This window comes from Herpetosiphonaceae bacterium (assembly GCA_036374795.1).
GTDB lineage: Bacteria > Chloroflexota > Chloroflexia > Chloroflexales > Kallotenuaceae > LB3-1.
Window position 1 is genome coordinate 1 of sequence record DASUTC010000121.1, and the last position, 20,200, is coordinate 20,200.

At 63.6% G+C, this 20,200-nt stretch carries 19 protein-coding genes; 15 read left to right on the plus strand and 4 right to left on the minus strand.

Annotation, left to right across the window (positions count from 1 at the left end; all coding sequences use genetic code 11):
* Positions 1-55: 55 nt before the first annotated feature.
* From VFZ66_08145 to VFZ66_08155, 3 genes are all read right to left on the minus strand, one after another.
* The gene (locus VFZ66_08145) at positions 56-472 is read right to left on the minus strand and encodes a zinc-ribbon domain containing protein (GenBank protein HEX6289148.1); all 417 of its coding nucleotides are present in this window, start codon (positions 470-472) and stop codon (positions 56-58) included.
* A 220-nt stretch (positions 473-692) separates the two neighbouring features.
* Complete coding sequence (gene nfi, locus VFZ66_08150; protein ID HEX6289149.1) at positions 693-1,352, minus strand: deoxyribonuclease V; 660 nt, start codon at positions 1,350-1,352, stop codon at positions 693-695.
* Entirely contained in the window at positions 1,342-1,788 is a 447-nt protein-coding gene (locus tag VFZ66_08155; GenBank protein HEX6289150.1) for an NUDIX hydrolase, read from the minus strand. Before VFZ66_08155 ends, nfi begins: the two co-directional genes overlap by 11 nt.
* Positions 1,789-1,907: 119 nt before the next feature.
* Here VFZ66_08155 and VFZ66_08160 point away from each other — a divergent pair, with 119 nt between their 5' ends.
* The 11 genes from VFZ66_08160 to VFZ66_08210 all read left to right on the plus strand — a co-directional run bounded on the left by VFZ66_08160 (position 1,908) and on the right by VFZ66_08210 (position 16,310).
* The gene (locus VFZ66_08160; protein ID HEX6289151.1) at positions 1,908-2,405 is read left to right on the plus strand and encodes a hypothetical protein; all 498 of its coding nucleotides are present in this window, start codon (positions 1,908-1,910) and stop codon (positions 2,403-2,405) included.
* A gap of 352 nt (positions 2,406-2,757) precedes the next feature.
* On the plus strand, positions 2,758-4,959 hold the full coding sequence (locus VFZ66_08165) for an ATP-binding protein (protein ID HEX6289152.1): 2,202 nt from the start codon (positions 2,758-2,760) through the stop codon (positions 4,957-4,959).
* A 215-nt stretch (positions 4,960-5,174) separates the two neighbouring features.
* A complete protein-coding gene (locus tag VFZ66_08170; GenBank protein ID HEX6289153.1) occupies positions 5,175-6,530 on the plus strand; it encodes a replication-associated recombination protein A in 1,356 nt (451 codons plus the stop codon).
* A gap of 219 nt (positions 6,531-6,749) precedes the next feature.
* Entirely contained in the window at positions 6,750-7,133 is a 384-nt protein-coding gene (locus VFZ66_08175) for an STAS domain-containing protein (protein ID HEX6289154.1), read from the plus strand.
* Positions 7,120-7,521 carry an anti-sigma regulatory factor gene (locus tag VFZ66_08180; GenBank protein HEX6289155.1) on the plus strand — a complete coding sequence of 134 codons (402 nt, stop codon included), beginning with the start codon at positions 7,120-7,122 and terminating at the stop codon, positions 7,519-7,521. Before VFZ66_08175 ends, VFZ66_08180 begins: the two co-directional genes overlap by 14 nt.
* Positions 7,522-7,780: 259 nt before the next feature.
* Entirely contained in the window at positions 7,781-8,290 is a 510-nt protein-coding gene (gene folK, locus VFZ66_08185) for a 2-amino-4-hydroxy-6-hydroxymethyldihydropteridine diphosphokinase (GenBank protein HEX6289156.1), read from the plus strand.
* Between the two features lie 172 nt (positions 8,291-8,462).
* Positions 8,463-11,732, plus strand: a complete 3,270-nt coding sequence (locus tag VFZ66_08190) for a response regulator (protein HEX6289157.1) — start codon at positions 8,463-8,465, stop codon at positions 11,730-11,732.
* 98 nt (positions 11,733-11,830) lie between these two features.
* Positions 11,831-12,235 (plus strand): response regulator, encoded by a 405-nt coding sequence (locus VFZ66_08195; GenBank protein ID HEX6289158.1) that lies wholly within the window; start codon positions 11,831-11,833, stop codon positions 12,233-12,235.
* Positions 12,210-13,910, plus strand: a complete 1,701-nt coding sequence (locus VFZ66_08200) for a response regulator (GenBank protein HEX6289159.1) — start codon at positions 12,210-12,212, stop codon at positions 13,908-13,910. Before VFZ66_08195 ends, VFZ66_08200 begins: the two co-directional genes overlap by 26 nt.
* Before the next feature lie 102 nt (positions 13,911-14,012).
* Positions 14,013-14,753: a glutamine amidotransferase gene (locus VFZ66_08205; GenBank protein ID HEX6289160.1), complete on the plus strand. Its 741-nt coding sequence runs from the start codon at positions 14,013-14,015 to the stop codon at positions 14,751-14,753.
* A gap of 87 nt (positions 14,754-14,840) precedes the next feature.
* The gene (locus tag VFZ66_08210; GenBank protein HEX6289161.1) at positions 14,841-16,310 is read left to right on the plus strand and encodes a glycosyltransferase; all 1,470 of its coding nucleotides are present in this window, start codon (positions 14,841-14,843) and stop codon (positions 16,308-16,310) included.
* 19 nt (positions 16,311-16,329) lie between these two features.
* Here VFZ66_08210 and VFZ66_08215 read toward each other — a convergent pair whose 3' ends face one another.
* Positions 16,330-16,887, minus strand: a complete 558-nt coding sequence (locus VFZ66_08215; GenBank protein HEX6289162.1) for a DUF1622 domain-containing protein — start codon at positions 16,885-16,887, stop codon at positions 16,330-16,332.
* Positions 16,888-17,005: 118 nt separating this feature from the next.
* On the opposite strand from VFZ66_08215, the gene VFZ66_08220 reads away from it, so the two are divergent.
* The 4 genes from VFZ66_08220 (at position 17,006) to VFZ66_08235 (ending at position 20,160) form a co-directional block, all read left to right on the plus strand.
* Positions 17,006-17,830 carry an NAD(+)/NADH kinase gene (locus VFZ66_08220; GenBank protein HEX6289163.1) on the plus strand — a complete coding sequence of 275 codons (825 nt, stop codon included), beginning with the start codon at positions 17,006-17,008 and terminating at the stop codon, positions 17,828-17,830.
* A complete protein-coding gene (locus VFZ66_08225) occupies positions 17,827-18,735 on the plus strand; it encodes an alpha/beta fold hydrolase (GenBank protein HEX6289164.1) in 909 nt (302 codons plus the stop codon). The genes VFZ66_08220 and VFZ66_08225 overlap by 4 nt, the downstream gene beginning before the upstream one ends.
* A gap of 87 nt (positions 18,736-18,822) precedes the next feature.
* Positions 18,823-19,623, plus strand: coding sequence for a tRNA (guanosine(37)-N1)-methyltransferase TrmD (gene trmD / locus VFZ66_08230; protein ID HEX6289165.1), 801 nt, complete (start codon positions 18,823-18,825; stop codon positions 19,621-19,623).
* A gap of 129 nt (positions 19,624-19,752) precedes the next feature.
* A complete protein-coding gene (locus VFZ66_08235; protein HEX6289166.1) occupies positions 19,753-20,160 on the plus strand; it encodes a polymer-forming cytoskeletal protein in 408 nt (135 codons plus the stop codon).
* Positions 20,161-20,200 lie beyond the last annotated feature (40 nt).

The window sequence follows — 20,200 nt, forward strand, 5'->3', positions numbered from 1 at the left end:
CGCACCGGCTGAGATCATATGATCTCAGCCGGTGCGCACATGTGTTGCTCGTCAGCTAGTAGCGGTTGTAGCCACCACCGCCACCACCACGGCTTGGGCCGCGCGAGCCGCGCTGCTGTGAGAAGCAGTCGTTGCAGTACACGGGCCGATCGCCGCGCGGTACAAATGGAACTGTCGTCGTCCGTCCACACTGCGAGCACGTCGTCTCGTGCTGAACGCGCTCGCGCTGCGTGTAGCCGCCTCCCCCGCCGTATCCTCCACCATTGCTGTAACTGTTGCTGTAGCTGCTGCCATACGATCGCTCGCTGGAGTAGCTATCGTTGCGCTGCGACTTGCGCGCGCGGCGGCAGTTCTGACAGCGCGTTGGGGCGTTGTCGAAGCCTTTTTGTGCGTAGAATTCTTGTTCGCCTGCCGTGAAGGTGAACTCCGTGCCACAGTCCCGGCACGTCAGAGTCTTGTCTGCGAAGCTCACGTCGAGCTCTCCTGAGTGAAAGAAACCCGTGTGGACGACTAAGATAGACCTGCGATGGTGGTGAGGACCAGTTCTGGGGGAACAGGAAACCGTCATTTGGGTTATTCGCGGGGGCCTAGCCAAGTACCACGGTCCTAGTATAGTCCATCGCATAGGCAAATGCAAGAGGTCAAAATCTTGCAATTTTCTTGTCGGTTGCGTCATTGCCGCTGCGCTGCGGCTATCCCGACGCCAGCTTATGTGCCCAGCGGGTGGTTTCGGGCAGCCGGTACTTTGGTGTGCAGCGCATCACGTACTCGATCGCCGTGGGCAGGCTGATGCGGTGGCCGGGCGAGATGTAGAGCGGGCGAGTCTTTACCCGCGTCCGCAGCACCGCGCCGATCACTTCGCCCTTATCGTTGAGCGGCTGCCACGATCCGCGCTCGTCGGGCAGCGGCGCATGGGTGCCGATCAGCAGCGACTTGGCTACGCCGATCGCGGGGATGTCGGCGAGCAGGCCCAGGTGGCAGGCCAGCCCAAAGCGCCGGGGATGAGCCAAGCCCTGCCCGTCGCACAGCAGCAGATCGGGCGTGGTGCTCAGCTTACCAAGCGCGTCCAGCAGCGCCGGGACCTCGCGGAACGATAAAAATCCTGGGATATAGGGAAAGGTCGTCGGGCGGCGCACGATCGCCTGATCGCGAAGCTGGAGATCGTCCAGGCTTAAGACCGCCACGGCGGCGCGGGTGATCGCCCCGTCTTCCTCGAAGCCCACGTCAACGCCCGCGACCCAGCGGATCGGCCCTAGGCGATCCTCGGTGACGATCTGCGAGCGTAGCTCCTGCTGCACCGCCAGCGCCTCATCGATCGTCGTCGGCCAGTGGGCCGGTTGATTAATCCGCATGATCGTATGCCTTTCTGCGCTCCGCCGCGAGGCGAATCACGCGCTCAGTCTCGCTCCATACCGTGTACTGTGCCAGCTTGTCGAGCGTGGCCCACACCACCGCCGCTGCATCGTCGGCGGCGACAGGCTCGCCAGCGCGCCACTCGGCCAGCAGATCGATCAGCGTGTAGTGGAAGCGCACCCGCCCGTCGGCGTCGCGGTCGATCAGATCGACCACCGCGACCACGTCGCGGACCTCGATGTCAATGCCAGTCTCCTCGTACACCTCGCGCCGCGCCGCCTCGGCCACGGTTTCGCCGATCTCCTGCCGCCCGCCCGGCAGACTCCACTCATCCAGCAGCGGCGGTCGACCCCGCCGGATCAACAGCACTCGGTCGTCGCGCCAGACCACCGCCCCGACGCCGATGATCGGATGTTCTGGATATTCGCGTGGCATGCTGATTGGTAAGCTCCTTCCTGATCGCGCCGCCGAGGTTTGACGCCCAATGAGCGGCGCTGGTATAATCGTTTGACTTTGAAGCCCTCGTCCAGATTCCACTTGGAGAGCGTATCTGCATGAGCGATTTTATCAATTTTTTTATCCAATCAGATCCAGAGTTTGGTGGCGTCAGCTGGGCCACCGGTCTGTTCTGGTTGGTGCTGCTCGCAACAGGCGTCTACCTGCTGACTCGATGGCGTGATTCGAATCCGGTGCGGTATCGATTTGGTCGGCAGTTTGCGCTGGTCGTAACCGTGCTCGGTGTGCTTGGTCTGGTCGTTCTCACGCTCAACTACTTTCAAGTAGCGCCCTTTGACATTCGGCTGTGGATGTATCTGGTCGGTCTGGCCTCGCTGGGCTACCTGGGCTACGCCATGTATGCCTACAACAGCAAGTTGCCGGCCCAGATCGCGGCGGCTCGTCCGGCCCGGAGCGTGCGTGGCGTTTCGCGTGGCGCGCGGGCCTATCCGGCCAACGGTACACCCACAACACCACGCGCTGAGCGCCCGCCGCGTCCCGTGGCTACCACAACCAGGCGTGAGGCGCGGCGCGAGAAGAAGCGCAAGCAGCGGTAACGCAACCGTGCTACGCAGCCCCAGCGCAGGCGATTGCCTGCGCTGGCGCGTTTAAGCGCTGGCTCCTGGCTGAGGCTTGCACCCTGGACATGGTATAATCCTTAATATCATCCTCGGTCGTAGAGCGCGGTGGCGGTGAAACAATCATGGCAGGCGTGCTGATCATGCGTACGAGCAGTCAAATATCGATCAATCCATGCTTCGTATTATCCGCCGTAGCTCGTAAGCGCTATGGTCGCGCGTCGCTGCGTCGCTCGACCGACGACCGCATGCCGATGCTGTGTGATCGAACGGGCGCGATGCAATCGCCTGGGCGCGGCTCTGCCACTCCTGCGTGCGCACGAGGCTAGCCATGGAAGAACGCCTGCACATCCACGATCAGGCCGCAGCGCTCACGGATGAGTCCTCGCTGGCGCAGCTACAGGCCCAAAACCGGCTCATGCTGACGCTGTTTCGAGTGTCCGCGCTGATCGGCGCGGAGCTGGAATCCCAGGATTTTGCCGAGGCTGTGGTTCGGACGATCGCCCAGACGGTGCCCGATGTCGATAAGGCGGTGCTGTGGTTCTTCGACCGCTTCGAGCAGCGGCTGCGGCTGGCGGCGGTGTATGGTCAGCCCCATATCCCGGCGCTCGATCCAGCATCGCGCGACCAGCTTGCGCTGCGGCTGTACGAGGGCCATGTCGGCGAGTGCGTTGCCGCACGCCAGCCGCGCGTGATCGAAGGTCGCGGCGCGCTGCTCCACTATCAGCACACGCTCGATCCTAATAATGCCGTGATCGTCGCGCAGCTTGCTGCTTTGCTTCCATCGACGCTGCGGATCATTTGCTTGCCGCTGTACCTTGGCTCGATCCCGGTTGGCGCGCTGGAACTGTTCTACACCAATCCGAGCGCCGGGCCAGGCCACGATGATCTGCCGCTGTTGCAGGTCTTTGCCGATCAGCTTGCGGTGATGTTTCGCAATGCCCAGATCTATACCGAGATGAGCGCGCAGCAGCGGCGGCTACAGGCATTCGATGCGGTGGTGACGGCGATCACCAACGCCTCTGATATTCAACAGATGCTAGAGCAGGCGCTTTCGGTGACGCTCTATGTCGTCGGAGCCGAGAACGGCATGGTGCTGCTGAGCGATGACGGCATGGTCGAGGTGGCGGTGAGCTATCAGCTGCCTGCTGCGGCGTTTGCGCCCGGCGTGCGCTTTGCGCTGGAGAACACGCCCTGCGCCGAGGTGATCCGCTCCGGCCAGCCGAGCGTGCAGCCGCTACGAGTCGGGCATGCATGGGCCTCGTCGCTGCCGATCACAATCGCCGCGGTGGCGCTGCTGCCGCTGCTGGCCGGTGGTACCGTTGTCGGGGTGCTGGTGATCGCGCTGAAGATCGACAACGAGCCGCGCCTTGACTGGGCCTCGCTGCTGGCGATCGGCAATCAGATCGGTATCGCCGTCGCCAACCATAAGCTGTATAACGCCAGCCAGCGCGAGCGGCGACAGCTTGCGGGCGTGATCGCCTCGATTGCCGAGAGCGTGATCATCTGCGACCGCAGGGGCTATCTGGTGCTGTCGAACGACGCGGCGCAGACGCTCCTGGGGCAGCATCTTGAAGTCGGTACGTCGCTCGCCGAGCTGACGCGCCTCCTGGCGATGCGGACGATCGATGGGCAGCCGCTCTCGATCGAGGAGACGCCGCTGGCGCGGAGCTTGCGCGGCGAGGTCTACCAAAACTACGAGCTGAGCATCACCGTCGGCGCGGGCGTTGAGCTGTTTATCAGTTGCTCAGGCGCGCCGCTGCTGGCCGACGACGGCACGATCGATGGCGCGGTGGTCGTGATCCGCGATGTGACGGCCTACAAGCGGTACGACGCCGTGCGCGATGAGTTTGTGGCCGTGGCCGCACATGAGCTGCGCGCGCCGCTGGCGGCGGTTAAAGGCTATACCGATCTGCTGGTGCAGCGCGCGCTGAACGACCAGAGCACGACCGAGCGCGATCGTCGTGGTATTCAGATGCTCTCGCGGCAGATCGAGCATCTGGTTCGGCTGGTCGATAATCTGCTGGATGTGTCGCGGCTCGACTCGGGCCAGCTTGAGCTGTACCTTCAGCGAGTCGATCTGATCGGCCTGATCGAGGCCAGCATCGACCGGATCAGCATCGGCGATGCCAACCATCAGTTTGTGTTCGACGGCCCGCCGCACCTCGAAATCCTCTGCGATCAACTGCGCATCCAGCAGGTCTTGACCAACCTGCTCTCGAACGCCGCGCGCTACAGCGCCGTCGGAACGCTGATTACCGTCGAGGTCTGGCTAGAGTCCGGCAGCGACGAGCATGTTGTAATCGCGGTACGCGATCAAGGCGTCGGGATGTCGCCGGAGGTGCAGGCGAAGGTCTTTGAGCGCTACTATCGGGCCAATACGGCGACGGCGACGAGCGGCCTGGGCCTTGGCGTGTACTTGAGCCGCGAGATCGTGCTGCGGCATGGCGGTCGGATCTGGCTGGAGAGCGCGCCCGGCCAGGGCACGACGTTTTATGTGATGCTCCCGATGAATCCTGGCTCAACCTCATGAGCAAGACCACGCGGCGGGCAAGTGCTGAGCCCATGCAGTGCTTCGCTGGCGCACGCGGCAGGTGAGCCTTCTCTCGATCATCCTCAGCGTCTATCTCGATCTCATGATATGATGATAAGCCGTTGGATGGGCGATCCGGGCAGCGGATCGGGCAGCGGCTGGCCGCGCCTGGATCAGGGGCAGCGCTGGCTGCGGGTAGCGACGAAAGAAAAGCCATGGATTTATTTGCTCATGCGGCCCAGTCGGATCAGGAGCGGTCTGCACCGCTGGCAGCGCGCATACGCCCACGCATGCTAGACGAGTTCGTCGGGCAGGAGCGTATCGCGGGAGCCGGGCGGCTGCTGCAACGGGCGCTGGAGCGCGGCGCGCTCTTCTCGATGATCTTGTGGGGACCGCCCGGCAGCGGCAAGACCACGCTGGCGCGGCTGCTGGCGCAGGCCAGCAGCGCCCACTTCGAGCAACTGTCGGCGGTCAGCGCGGGCGTTGCCGAGCTGCGCAAGGTGATCAAAGAGGCTCAGCAGCGCCAGGGGATGTACGGCGAGCGGACGGTGCTGTTTGTCGACGAGATCCACCGCTGGAACAAGGCGCAGCAGGACGCGATCCTGCCCTATGTCGAAGACGGCACGCTGATCCTGATCGGCGCGACGACCGAAAATCCCTCGTTCGAGGTCAACGGCGCGCTGCTGTCGCGCTGCCGGGTGATCACGCTGGAGGCGCTGAGCGACGACGCGATCGGGATGATCGTGGATCGCGCGCTGACCGACGCCGAGCGCGGCCTTGGGGCGCTGCGGGTGGATCTGGCCGACGCAGCGCGGGTGCTGCTGATCAACCTGGCGAACGGCGACGCGCGCGCGGCGCTCAACGCGCTGGAGATCGCGGCGCTGTCGGCGGCGCCCGACGAGGCCGGGCGGCGGGCGCTCCACGCCGACGCGATCGTCGAGGCCTATCAGCGCCGCCATGTGCAGTACGACAAAGCGGGCGAGCTGCACTACGACGCGATCTCGGCGCTGCACAAGTCGGTGCGCGATAGCGATCCCGATGGCGCGCTCTACTGGCTGGGGCGGATGCTGCGCGGCGGCGAAGATCCGCTGTATATCGCACGGCGCGTGGTGCGGATGGCGGTCGAGGACATCGGGCTGGCCGAGCCGCTAGCGCTGCCGCAGTGTATCGCCGCGCAGCAGGCAGTGCATTTTCTGGGACAGCCCGAAGGCGAGCTGGCGCTGGCTCAGGCGGTGGTCTATCTGTGCCAGGCTCCCAAGAGCAACGCCGTGTATCGGGCCTATGGCGGGGTGCTCAAGGATGTGGAAGAGACGCGCAACGAGCCGGTGCCGCTGCATCTGCGCAACGCGGCGACAGGCTTGATGCAAGACCTGGGCTATGGCAAGGACTACCAATATGCCCACGATTTCGCCGACGCTCAGGTCCGGCAGGAGCATCTGCCGCCGAACTTAGCGGGGCGGCGGTACTACCAGCCCACCGGGCGTGGCTTCGAGGCAACGATCGCCGAGCGGCTGTCCTGGCGCTATCCTGCCGATGTGCCCGATGCGGAAGCGCCGCCGGATGCGGGATAAGGCCGGCGTGGTTACGGAGGAACGGAGAGGGAGACTGGAGGAGCGTGCTACTCGTCGGCTGCCACGAGTCATACACGGGCAGGGGAGCAACGGGCTATTTGCGGGGCTATACTCACGTTCGTATAATACGTTCGTTCAAGTTATAAACCCTCTCATCTTATCTTATAATCTTGCACGCATAACATTCGCTGCCTGAACTCGGCGACGTATGGAGGTTATGTGGAGATCATTCGTATACCAATTCTCAAGATTGAGGATTTTCTGATTGCGTCGATCCAAACGGCGCTACACGACGTTCAGGCGATGGATTTTAAAGACAGCCTGCTGCAACGAATCTACGAAACCAAGTCCAAAGGCGTGATTCTCGATCTGACCGCGATCGACGTGCTCGATAGCTTCGTCGGGCGTTTGATCAACGATATTTCGCAAATGTCCAACCTGATGGGCGCGAAAGTCGTGATCACTGGCCTACAACCAGCCGTCGCCATCACCCTCGTCGAACTAGGCCTTGAACTTCCGCAGGTATTAACGGCGCTTAACCTGGAAAAAGGAATCGCGGCGCTACGTCGAGTCACGGAGCATAGCACCAATGGCCGAGCCTAAGGTCATCATGATCAGCAGCGATCTCGATATCGTCGCTGCGCGCATGGTAGCCCGCGACACGGCTCGTGCGCTGGGCTTCGGCGCGATCGACCAGGCGCGGATCGCTACGGCCATCAGCGAGCTAGCCCGCAATATCTACCTGTATGCCGGGGAGGGTAGTGTCACCGTCAAGGAAGCGACCAACGGCCTGCGGCGCGGCATCGAGGTGGTCTGCGAGGATCGCGGTCCTGGCATCGCCGACATCAATCTGGTGATGCAAGATGGCTATACCTCGTCCAAAGGCATGGGCATGGGCCTGCCGGGCGCGAAGCGTTTGATGGATGAGTTCGAGATCAGCAGCCGGGTCGGTCAGGGCACTAAAGTCATCTGCCGTAAGTGGTCGCGCTAGCTGCTGGTTGTCTGCTGCTCGTACCGAATCAAGGAGCATGCTGGGAAACATGGGTTTTGAGTTGGGCGTTGAGGCCCTTGCCCCAATCGCCGCCCAAAGGCCACCCGGCCACCCCCTCTCCCAGGGCATAGGAGAGGGGGCAGGCGGAGCCTGTTGTTGCTTTGTTCCCCTGCTCCTTCGTTTGTTGCTCTGTTCGTTGTTCTTTGTTCTGGCCCTGTCCGGGTGCTAGCGCTGCCATCTCAGTCCGGGATGGCGTTTAATGTTTAATCGTACATCGCCAACCCCTCATCAGGTCTATCTTGGTCTGGGCGCGAACCTGGGCGATCGAGCGGCAACGCTGCGCGCCGCACGCGCCCGGCTGGCGCCCAGCTTTACGGTGCTCGGCTGCTCCAGCCTGTACCAGACACCGCCCTGGGGCGTGACCGATCAGCCGCCGTTTCTGAACGCGGTCTGCTACGGTCAGACCGCGCTCGCTCCCGCCGAGCTGCTCACCTTCCTCAAAGCTCTGGAGCGCGACCTGGGCCGCATCGCTACCCGGCGCTGGGGTCCACGGGCGATCGATCTGGATATTCTGCTGTTCGATGACCTGATCCTCCAGACTCCCACCCTCACCATTCCTCATCCGCTGCTGCATGAGCGGCCATTCGTGCTGATCCCGCTCCGTGAGCTGGCCCCCGATCTGCGGCATCCTGCGCTTGGCACAACAATTGCCGATCTAGCTCAGGCATTGCCCGAACCTGACCTACAGGTGATTGCTCAAGCGTGGTAAAAAGGGCGATCCGTACAGGCATGCTATAATGCCCCACGAATTGCCGTTTCTCCGAGGACTTCGGATCTAATCAAGGAAAATGCTCATCGATACGTCTGCTCAACTTCCACGTTGGTCTGATCGACAGACTCGCCGCAATACCGTGTTGCTCGGATTGTCGGCGTTCTGTGTCATGCTGCTGCTGATCGGTGCGCTGGCCGCAGATCGCTTTCGCGTAACCAACCGGATGCAGCTCGAACAGACCGATCTGGTTCAGGTGCGATTGAATGAGGCGTTCGGCTTGCTGCGCGACATGCGTGTTGCCGAGCAGAGCTATGTGATGACGGGCAACGAGTCGGCGCTGACGCTGTACGACCAGGCGCTGGCCGAGTATCCCAGAGTGGTGGCCGATCTGGGGCGCAACGCCACGGTGATCAGCGAGCGTATGCCGCAGTTCGAGCAAGAGCTGGTGGCATTCGAGGAGGCGGCGGACGAGTGGCAGAGCTTTGCGCGGCGCACGATCGATCAGCGGCGGCTGGCAGGGCTGGACCAGGCCCAGCAGGGGCAGGTCGTCTCGCAGAGCAGCCGTCTCTTCGGCGAGATTCGCGATCATTACATCAAAGCGCTGCCCTACATCAACGCCGACCGCGAGGCGCTGCGCGCGTCGCACCGCTGGCTGGTCAACACCAGCCTGGCGCTCCTGGTGGTGGTCACGGGCTCGACGTTTGGGACCTTGATGTACGGGATCTCGCTGGTCCGTCGGATTGGCCTGCTGGCGAGCACCCAGCAGCAGCGGCAGGATCGTCAGAATCTCTATACCCAGGTGATCACCGCGCTCAATGGCCCGACCCAATACCAGCCGCTCCTGAGCCAGTCGCTGCCGCTGCTGATCGAGAGCGTCGGCGCGCAGGCTGGCGTGGTCTATAGCTACACCAACGGCCTACTGATCCCTTCGGCGGCGGTCGGCGTCGATAAGGATACGCTGGAGCCGCTACGGCCTAACGAGGGCTTGCCGGGCCGCGCGCTGCACCAGGAGCGCATTATCGTCGTGGGCGACCTGCCCGCCGATACGCCGTTTCGGATTCATACCGGGATGGGCGTGGCAGCGCCGCGCAGCCTGGCGACGGTGCCGCTGCGCTACGGCAAGCAACTGCTGGGCGTGCTGGTAATCGCCAGTGTGCAGCGTCTAGAAGATGCCGATATCCAACTGCTAAACCTGACGGGCTCGCAGCTCGCCACCGCGATCAGCAACGTGCGGGCGTTTGAAGAGGCGCAGCATATCGCCGATCAGCTGGCGGAGAACAACGCCTACCTGGCGCGTCTGCTCGAGGCAAGCGATACGCTGCAAGACATCGGGCGCGAGCTGGTGGTGCAGAGCGATCTGCAAACCCTGCTTGAGCTCGTCTGCCGTGAGACGCGGCGGCTGCTGCGGGGCGACTACACGGCGGTGGCGACGCTGGCGGACGCGAGCGGCGCGACGCGCTGGGCGGCGATCGACGGCGCGGCCTCGTCGACGTTTCGCAACACGATCTTCCCGCCGCATAGCGGCACGGCAGGCCGCGTGATCGATACCGCCGGGCCGATCGTGATCCAGCACTTTGGCGAAAATCCCGCCTTTCCACCTGAGGAGTTTCCGATCCACGTCGCGGAAGGCATGAAGTCGTCGCTGGCGGTGCCGCTGTTCCGCAAGGAAACGCCGGTCGGCGCGCTGATCATCGGCTACCGCACCGAGCACGAGATCACGGATGCCGAGATCGAGCTGGCGACCGCACTGGCCTCGTACGCATCGATCGCGATCGAGAACGCGCGGCTGCTGTCCGAGCTACAGCGCGAGCGCGATCTGGCCGAGCTGCGCGCCCATGAATTGGCCGAGAAGAATAAAGAGGTTGAGCGGGCAAATCGCCTGAAGAGCGAGTTTGTGGCGAACATGAGCCACGAGCTGCGCACGCCGCTCAACTCGATCCTGGCGCTGTCACAGATCTTGCTCGACCGCCTGGACGGCGAGCTAAACGAAGAACAGGACAAGCAGGTCCGCATCATCGAGCGGAACGGCCAGAATCTTCTCCGCCTGATCAACGATATTCTCGACCTGTCGAAGATCGAAGCGGGTCGTATCGATCTGGTGCCCTCATCGTTTAAGATCTCAGATGTGATCAGCGCCGTGCAGAATACAGTCGCGCCGCTGGTGCTGGATAAGGGCTTGCAGTTGCAGGTGGAGCTACCGCCCGATCTGCCGATCTGCTACACCGACGAGAATAAGCTCAAGCAGATCTTGCTGAATCTGCTGAGCAATGCGGCTAAGTTCACCGAGCGCGGCGGCGTGACGGTGCGCGTCACCAAGGGTCGTGAGGTTGGCACAAGCACCAACGACGATGCTCAGGGGTCGTGGATCACAATCGAGGTGCAGGATACCGGCATCGGCATCGCGCCTGAGGATCAGGCGACGGTGTGGGAGGAGTTCCGGCAGATCGACGGGTCGCTGGCGCGGCAGTACGAGGGCACCGGCCTGGGCCTGGCGATCGTGCGGCGGCTGGTGCAACTGATGGGCGGCGAGATCGAGCTGAGCAGCGCCGTGGGCCAGGGCTCGACGTTCCGCTTCTCGCTGCCGACGCATCTCACGCAGCAGCCAGCCGCCGCGCAGCCGCCTGCTGTGGCGCAGAGCGAGCGGCCCCGTGTCGCCGAGGAGCGCTACCGCTCAAGCGATAAGCCGCTGGTGCTGGTGGTCGACGACGATGTCGAGGTGGTGTATATCCTGGAGAAGTACCTGCGCGACGACGGCTATCAGATTGAGTCGGCGCAGAACGGCGAAGAAGCGATCACCAAGGCGCGGCAGCTTCATCCATTCGCGATGACCCTGGATGTGATGCTGCCCGGTCGGGATGGCTGGGAAGTGATTCAGGAGCTGAAGAGCGATCCGCAGACCAGCGATATTCAGATCATTATGCTGTCGATGCTGGACAACCGGCAGCTTGGCTATAGCCTGGGCGCGACGGACTATCTGGTCAAGCCGGTTTCGCGCAACGATCTGCTGCGGCGGCTCGGACAACTGCGCGATGGGCAGGCGCTGCGCAATGTCGTCGTGGTCGACGACGATCCGATCGAGTCGCGGGTGCTGGCAACGGCGCTCCGTGACGAGGGCTTGAACGTGACGACGTTTACGGGAGGGCCGCCCGCGCTGGAATGGCTGGCGGAGAACACGCCCGATCTGATCACGCTGGATCTAATGATGCCGGGGATGGACGGCTTCGAGGTGCTGGATGCGATTCGGCGTCAGGAGCATCTGAAGCACGTGCCGGTGCTGGTGATCACGGCGAAAGACATCTTTCCCGAAGATCGCGAGCGGCTCAACGGACGGATCGCGGCGATCATTCAAAAAGGCCCTCGCCAGCGCGAGGAGCTGCTGCTTGAGGTGCGTGAGACGCTCAACCGGCGCAGGCTCAAAGCGAACGCCCTGGAGCAGTAGCGCGCCCGCTGGTCCCTGAGCCGGTCGGTCCATAGGAGCGCCAAAGTTGTCGGAGTACGGGCTGCCGCACGCAGCATCATGTTTTGGAGAAGAACATCGTGGCGAGTGGAGCAACCATCCTGGTGGTCGAAGACAATCCTGATAACATGTATGTCTTAGACCACCTGCTGACCCGAAAAGGGTACACTGTACAACAAGCCGTAGGCGGCGAAGAGGCGCTGGAACAGATTCGGCGGCACCAACCGGCGCTGGTGCTGATGGATATGCAGATGCCCGGCATGGATGGCTATACTGTGGTGCGCGAGCTGCGTCGCCAGCCGGAGCTGGTCGGGCTGCCGGTGATCGCGGTGACGGCCAGCAGTATGCCCGGCGATCGGGAGCAGACGCTGGCTGCGGGTTGCACCGACTATGTTGCCAAGCCGATCAATCCGCGCGAGCTGATGCAACTCATAGAACATTATCTGCGAGGAGGAAACCGTGGCGAAGATCCTAATCGTGGATGATCAGCCGGACAATCTGTATGTGCTTGAGCGCCTGCTCAAAGGCCATGGCTACGCAGTCCTGTGCGCTGAAGATGGCGCGACGGCGCTTCGGATTGCCGATGACGATCGTCCCGATCTGATCTTGCTGGATGTGATGATGCCCGAAATGGACGGCTTTGAGGTCGTCCAGCGGCTACGCGAGTCGCCGACGACGCGCGCGATTCCGGTGGTGCTGCTGACGGCAAACGCTCCCGATCAGCGCCTCAAGATCCAGGGATTGAAGCTCGGCGCGGACGAGTACCTGACCCAGCCGATCAACAATAACGAGCTGCTGGCGCGGGTGCAGGCGTTGCTGCGCACCAAGCGGACGCAGGACGAGCTGCTGGCGCGCAATACGCAGCTTGCCGCGCTGCTCGATATTGTGCAGGCCAGCACGAGCACGCTGGATCTGGCCGAGGTCGGTCGGCGGCTGATCGATCGCGCGCTGACGGCAGCGCACATGGATCTCGGCGGCATCTGGCTGCGCGAAGACGGGAAGCTCGCGCTCCTGGCACAGCACGGCTATCCGCCCGACGTGATCCGAGAGCGCTACGAGATCCCGCTGTCCGAAAGCCGCGCCGGGTCGCGCGCGATCGAAAACCAGGAAGTGGTCTATGGGCGCGTGGATGAGCTGGAGGGCACCGACAGCGCTCTGGCGCACAGCGCGCAGACGGTGATCGTGCTGCCGCTGCTGCATCGTGGTAAAGCGCTAGGCATGCTGCATCTCGGCACGCGCGCGCAGCGCGCCTTCAACTCCGAGGACCTGGCGTTTCTCGGCGCGATTGCCAACGCCGCAGCGGTTGCGGTGCAGAACGCGCGGCTGTTCGAGGAGGCCAACTGTCAGCGCGAGCAGCTTGAGCGGCTGGATCACGAGAAAGACGAGTTCATCTCGATCGTGTCGCATGAGCTGAAGAATCCGCTGGCCTCGATCAAAGGCTACGCCAGCCTCCTGCAGCGCCGCGCCAAAAAAGACACCACGCTGGAGTCGGCGGTCAAGGGGCTAGAGGTGATCGAGCAGCAGGTCAATCGCATGAGCTTGCTGCTCGATCAGTTGCGCGATGTGTCGCAGATCGGCATGGATCGCTTTATGATCGACGCCGAGCCGCTGGATATCGTCGAGCTGACGCAGCGGATCGCGCTGGATATGCAGGCGACGACGATTGAGCACCGCATCGAGCTGGACGCGCCCGACGAGCCGCTGATGACGGAGGCCGATGAGTTTCGGATGTCGCAGGTGCTCAGCAATCTGATCAGCAACGCGATCAAGTACAGCCCCGGCGGCGGCAAGATCGACATCCTGGTGTGTCGCGCCGATGATCCGCCGCACCGTCCGCTGGAATTGCCGCGCGGCAACTGGGCGATGGTGTCGGTGATGGATCGCGGCCTTGGTATTCCGAAAGGTGTGCAGGCGCGGCTCTTCGAGCGCTTCTACCGCGCGCCCAACACCAAAGGAAAGATCAGCGGGATGGGCCTGGGCCTCTACATTACCCGCGAGATCATCCAGCGCCACGGCGGGTATATGTGGCTGGAAAGCGAGGAGGGCCACGGCAGCACGTTTGGCGTGGCACTGCCGCTGCTGCCGGATAGACACGCTCGCGCCGACGGCGCTGCGAGTCCTGAGCACCACTCTACGCCGATTGCCGAGACGGCGTCGTAGGCGGACGAGGCCAGCCGGGGCGTATGCTATACGCCCCCTACCGGATCAAACCACCTGCACAGCGCTCTCGATTGTCCGGCTCACGAATTGACATACAGGACTATGTATCAACTCACAATCGCGCATCTGTACCCTGAGCAGATGAACATTTACGGCGACCGTGGCAATATCTTGACGCTGACGCAGCGCTGCCGCTGGCGGGGCATCGGCGTGGAGGTGGATGCGGTCAAGCCCGGTCAGGCCGTCGATTGGACGCGCTACGATCTGGCGTTTTTCGGCGGCGGGCAGGATAGCGGCCAGTCGCTGATCGCCGATGATTTCGTGGGGCGGCACGGCCCCAGCCTCAAGGCGGCGATCGACGATGGCCTGGTGCTGCTGGCGATCTGCGGCGGCTACCAGATGTTGGGCCATTACTTTTTGACGCATACCGGCGAGAAGCTGCCCGGCATCGGCGCGCTCGATCTGCATACGGTCGGCGGCAAGCAGCGGCTGATCGGCAATATCGCCGTCGAGTGGACCACGCCGCACGCCGGGTTGCGCACGCTGGTCGGCTTTGAAAACCACAGCGGGCGGACCTATCTGGGCGCTGGCGTGCAGCCGCTCGGACGGGTGCTGCGCGGCTACGGCAATAACGGCGAGGATGGTACCGAGGGCGCGGTCTATCGGAACGCCCACGGCTGCTATATGCATGGCTCGCTGCTGCCCAAAAATCCGCACTTCGCCGATCATCTGCTGGGGCTGGCGCTTCAGCGGCGCTACGGCGCTTCAGCGGCGCTCAATCCGCTCGACGACGCGCTGGAGACGCAGGCGCACGAGGTGATGATCGGGCGGCTAGTAGCGTAAACTAGAACAAAGGATCAAAGGAACAAGGGAACAAAGGGGATGTTGAACTCCCTGGCCCCCGACCCCTGATCCCTTGTTCCCTAGACTGTGAACTCGAAACACACCATGCGGCGGATCGCCTACTGCTCGCCGGTTAATCCGGTCGAATCAGGTATCTCAGATTACAGCGAAGAGCTATTGCCCTACCTCGGCCAGTACGCCGAGGTGGTTCTGTTTGTCGAGCGCGGCCTGGTGCCTGCCAATCTACAGGTGCGCGAGCACCTGACGATCCGCACACTCGACGAGCTACCAGACCTCCAGCGGAAGCAGCCCTTCGATGCGGTGCTGTATCACATGGGCAATAGCCCGGCGCACGGCACGATCTATGAGCTGCTGCAACGGATTCCGGGCGTGGTGGTGCTCCATGATTGGGTGCTGCATCATTTCAAGCTGTGGCATGCCGCCGAGCGTCGCAAGGACATCGGCGAGTATCTGCGCGAGATGCAGCGGCGCTACGGCGGGCACCCTCTGGGTATGGGCGAGCGCGTGGCGCGGAAGATGAGTCGCGGGCAGTTGCAGGATGCCGCGTTTCAGTTTCCGCTGGTCGAGGATGTGATCGAGCGCGCGCAGGGCTTGATCGGGCATAGCCGCTTTGTGGTCGAGCAGGCGCGCGCGCTGCGTCCGTCGCTGGCCGCCGCCGTGGTACCGATGGGCGTGCCGCTGCCGCCCGCCCTGCCCCGCGACGAGGCTCGCCAGCAGCTTGGCCTGCCGCTGGACGCGCCGATCTGGGCCTCGTTCGGGCATATCAATCCCTACAAGCGTATGGAGAGCGCGCTGCGCGCCTTCAGGCGCTTCCGCACTGAGTACGCCAGCGCCCGCTACATCCTGGTCGGGTCGGTTTCGCCATCGTACGATCTTGCCGCGCTGATTCGTCGCCTTGGCCTCGACGACGCGGTTGTGGTCACGGGCTACGCGCCGCGCGCCGATTTCGAGCGCTACGTGGCCGCAGCCGATCTGTGCCTCAACCTGCGCTGGCCGACCGCCGGTGAGACTTCGGCAAGTCTGCTGCGGCTGCTGGGCGCAGGCCGTCCCACGCTGGTTTCAGCCGTCGGCGCGTTTGTCGAGCTGCCCGACGATGTCTGCGCGCAGGTCGACGTCGACTGGAGCGAGGCCGCGCTGATCCTGGCCTATGCGCGTTTGTTCCAGCAGCAGCCCGCCGTGGCCGTGCAGTTGGGCAATAACGCCCGCGCGTTTGTCGCCCGCGAGCACACGCTGCAAGGCGCGGCGCAGGGCTATATTCGATTCCTTGCCGATCGCTTCGGCTGGGGCGAGATGCCCAGGCTGCGCGATGTTCTGTGGCAGGTGGAGGATGCTGAGGCTGCGCCGATCGCGGCACCCGCTCAAGCTGAGCCAGCAGGCGTTGCGGCGCTGCCTGCGCCGATCGCGACGACGATCGCGGAGGTGGGCGCGGCGGCGGCGGAGATCGGCGTGCAGGAGACGGACGAGCATCTGCTGGGCGATGTTGCGGCCACGCTCGGCGATCTGCTGGACGAGCCGCCACCACAGCGGCACGCATGAGGCCAGGTGACGGCCTGAGCTATGCTCGCGACTCGCGCGGCACTGCTCGCTCAGGCTGCGGATGGTCGGAGCGACGCCGCTCGGCCTGCTGGAGCTCGCGCTCAAGAAAATAGTTGAGCAGCGTTCGCAGCACGATGATCGCCGCGAGCTGCGCGATGATCGGCAGCGTGGGCGCGACCGCAGTTTTGAGGATGTCCGCGCCCAGCTCGAATTCGAGCGCCAGCGACAGCGATTTGCCAAGCTGGAGCCGAATGTCTTCTTTGTACTCGTCGTTAGCTCCCCCGGTGAAGATGTAGGGCAGGAATCTCCAGATCGCCCGAATCACCGCCACTCCGATCACGAACGCGCCGCAGAGCTCGGCAAACAGCGTCAGGTACGTCACGATCGTCGTCAGCAGATCCTCGGTAGCGCACGCGCCGGGCACGCTCGCGCAGCTTCGCTCCTCGACGGCAGCTCCTCCGGTCGGCTCCTGGCGCTCGACGGTCGAAGGCTCCGTGGCTACGCTGAGATCGCCAAAGCTACAGCCGCTAAGACCGAGCAGGAGCAGCATCCAGAGTGTGAGTATCCAGCGACGCATACATATCACCTCTGTTGAATCGCGCGAGTTCTGTCGTGCGGCGGAGCAAGATATATGCCGATGACCGCGCGGCACGCCTGGACAGGGATCAGGTATAATCGTAACAGGAGGCGGAGCCATGCAGCGAGTCGGCATTTTCTACAATCCACAGTCATCGCCCACTGAGCGCATTGCGGCGGAACTGGACCGCTGGCTCAAGCAGCACAATGTCGTAACGTGGTGCGGCGTCGAGCCCGATGGCGCAGCCGATACGCTCATGAGCTACGATCTGCTCGTCTGTCTGGGCGGCGACGGCACGGTGCTGCGCGCGGCTAGCCTCGCGATTCCGGCCCAGGTGCCGATGCTGCCCGTCGCGCTCGGCCACCTCAGCTTCATGGCCGAGGTGACACCAGAGGAGCTGTATCCGAGCATGGAGCGTGTCCTGGCGGGCGATTGCTGGATCGAAGAGCGGGCGCTGGCGGAGGCGGTCGTCTCTCGCGCCGAGCACGCGCCGGAGCGCTATGTTGCCATGAACGAGGTGCTGGTCGGGCGCGGCGACCTCGCGCGCGTGATCGCGATTGCGGTGGAAGTCGATGATATTCCGATGACGACGTATCACGCCGATGGCGTGCTGGTTGCTACGGCGACCGGCTCAACCGCCTACGGGCTGGCGGCAGGTGGTCCGGTGCTCGATCCGCGCTCCCGCGCCCTGGTGCTGGTGCCGATCGCCGCGCATCTGCATAACGTTCCCTCGCTGGTGCTGCACGAGAACGCGCATCTCGATCTGCACGTAGTCTCGAAATACCCGGCGGCGCTTGCGATCGACGGGCGGATCAACGAGCCGCTGCATCCCGGCGACACGGTCGCGGTGCAGCGCGCGCAGGAGGTGGCCCGCTTCGCCAGAGTGCGACCGCCGAGCTATTTTTATCAGACGTTGACCAAACGGTTACGGCGCGAATTATGACAGTGTTGCGACATTACAAGCATTTTCGTTACGTGCTGCCCGTGAGCGGCGCGCTGCTGGCTGGGATGGTCGGTGTGGCGGCGTATACCGCGCATCATATCAGCGGACGTCGTCGCCGCAATCTGGGTGACTTCACGTTCTCGCCGTGGGAGGTCCAGGTTCGGCACGAGCAGATCAGCTTCGTCACCGAGGACGGCGTGACGATCCGAGGCTGGTGGTTTGCGCGGCCCGACACGCGGCGGGTGATCGTGGGCTGTACGGGGCACCGTGGCACCAAGGCCGATCTGCTGGGGATCGGATCGGGCCTGTGGCGCTCCGGAAATAACGTGCTGCTCTTCGACTATCGCGGCTGCGGCGAGAGCGATCACGCGCTCCAGTCGCTGGCGCACCACGAGCTACGCGACGCGCGGGCGGCGATCGGCTATGCCCAGGAGCGCGTTGACGACGCGCGCATCGGCATCATCGGCTACTCGATGGGCGCGGCGGTTGCGATTCAGGTCGCGGCTGCCGATCCGTCGATCCGCGCAGTGGTAGCCGACTCGCCCTTCGCGACGATGCGCGATGTGGTAGCCTATGCGTTCCAGCGCCGCCGCGTCCCGACTCGTCCGACGATTGAGCTGACGGATGCGCTGACTCGCCTGCGCTACGGCTACCGCTTCCATGCTGTGCGTCCGCTGGATGTCGTGGGGCAGATCGCGCCGCGTCCGCTGCTGATCATCCACGGCACGGCGGATACGACCACGCCGGTCGAGCATGGCCGCTGGCTGTACGACGCGGCAAACGAGCCCAAGGAGCTGTGGCTCTTGGAGGGCGTGACGCACTGCGGCGCGTACTTTGTCGATCGTCCGGCGTATGTGGCGCGCGTGGCGGCGTTTTTTGCCAGGGCGCTCGGCGAGGACGAGTAACGAGTTTCAAGTTTCGAGTTTCAAGTTCCAGGTTCTCGCTTTGTTCTCTTGTTCCCGTGTTCCCTTGTTCTTTGTTCTTCTTACGATATGCGCTTTGATATTCTAACGCTCTTCCCGGCGATGTTCACCGGCCCGCTGACCGAAAGCATTTTGAAGCGGGCGCAGCAGGCGGGGCAGCTTGAGGTTGTGCTGCACGATATTCGTCGGTACGCCGTGGATCGCCACAAATCGGCGGATGACTATCCGTTCGGCGGCGGCGCGGGCATGGTGATGAAGCCCGAAGTGGTGTATCAGGCGATTGCCGATGTGCTGGGCTATGGCGAGCAGGCGCGCGCGGAGCGCGACGTGCTGATCCCGCCGCCCGATCATGCGCCGGTGATCTCGATGTCTCCGGCGGGCGAGCGCTTCACGCAGCGGATCGCGGAGGAGCTGGCGCACTATCCGCGTCTGGTGCTGGTTTGCGGCCACTACGAGGGCATCGACGAGCGTGTGCGCGAGTGCTGCATCGACCGCGAGCTGAGCATCGGCGATTACGTGCTGACCGGCGGCGAGCTGGCGGCGATGGTGATCGTGGATGCCGTGGCGCGCTTGCAGCCCGGTGTGCTGGCGGCAGCCTCCACGGCGGAGGAGTCGCACAGCGATCATCTGCTGGAATATCCGCACTACACCCGTCCCGCCGTGTGGCGCGGGCAGCCGATCCCGGAGGTGCTGCTGTCGGGGCATCATGCCAACGTGGCGCGCTGGCGGCACGAGCAGCGGCTCCTGCGCACCCTCCAGCGCCGCCCCGATCTGCTTGAGCATGCCCGGCTCTCCGATCGCGATCGGGAGTACTTGCAACAGCACGGCTGGAGTACCAGCGCGACGAAGGATAACGAGCATATTCCATAATTTGCTGATGCTCGGACCATTCGCTATAATGCATCGTGTGGAAGCCAAGCAGCTTCGCTACAGCGCTGCTCCAATCTCCCGCAGCGCGCGGCACGTTTCCGCATGAATTAGGAGGAATACATGGGCTTGATGGGCACTACCAAAAAACCAGCCGCGGCGCCGGTCGTGGCAACGGGTCGTTCCGAAACAAGTATTGGCGCAAATACCAGTATTGCCGGCTCACTCAAATGTGAAGGCAATATGCGCATCGATGGCTCGTTTGAGGGCGACATCGAGGTTCTGGGCGACCTGATCATCGGCGTGACGGGCCGTGTGATTGCTACCATCAAGGCGACCAATATTCATGTTTCGGGAGCGGTGAAGGGCGAGCTGATTGCCACCGAGCAGCTTCAAATCTCGCAGAGCGGCAAGGTCTGGGGCGATATTACCGCGACGGCGCTGCAAATCGAGCCGGGCGGCCTGTTCCGAGGCCAGAGCGCCATGTCTGCCGCCGACGAGCCGCTGCTGCTGGAAGCGCCCAAGGCTGTGCCCGTCTAATGGTACGGCGCGTGCTACACAGCTGTAGCAGAGGCGCTCT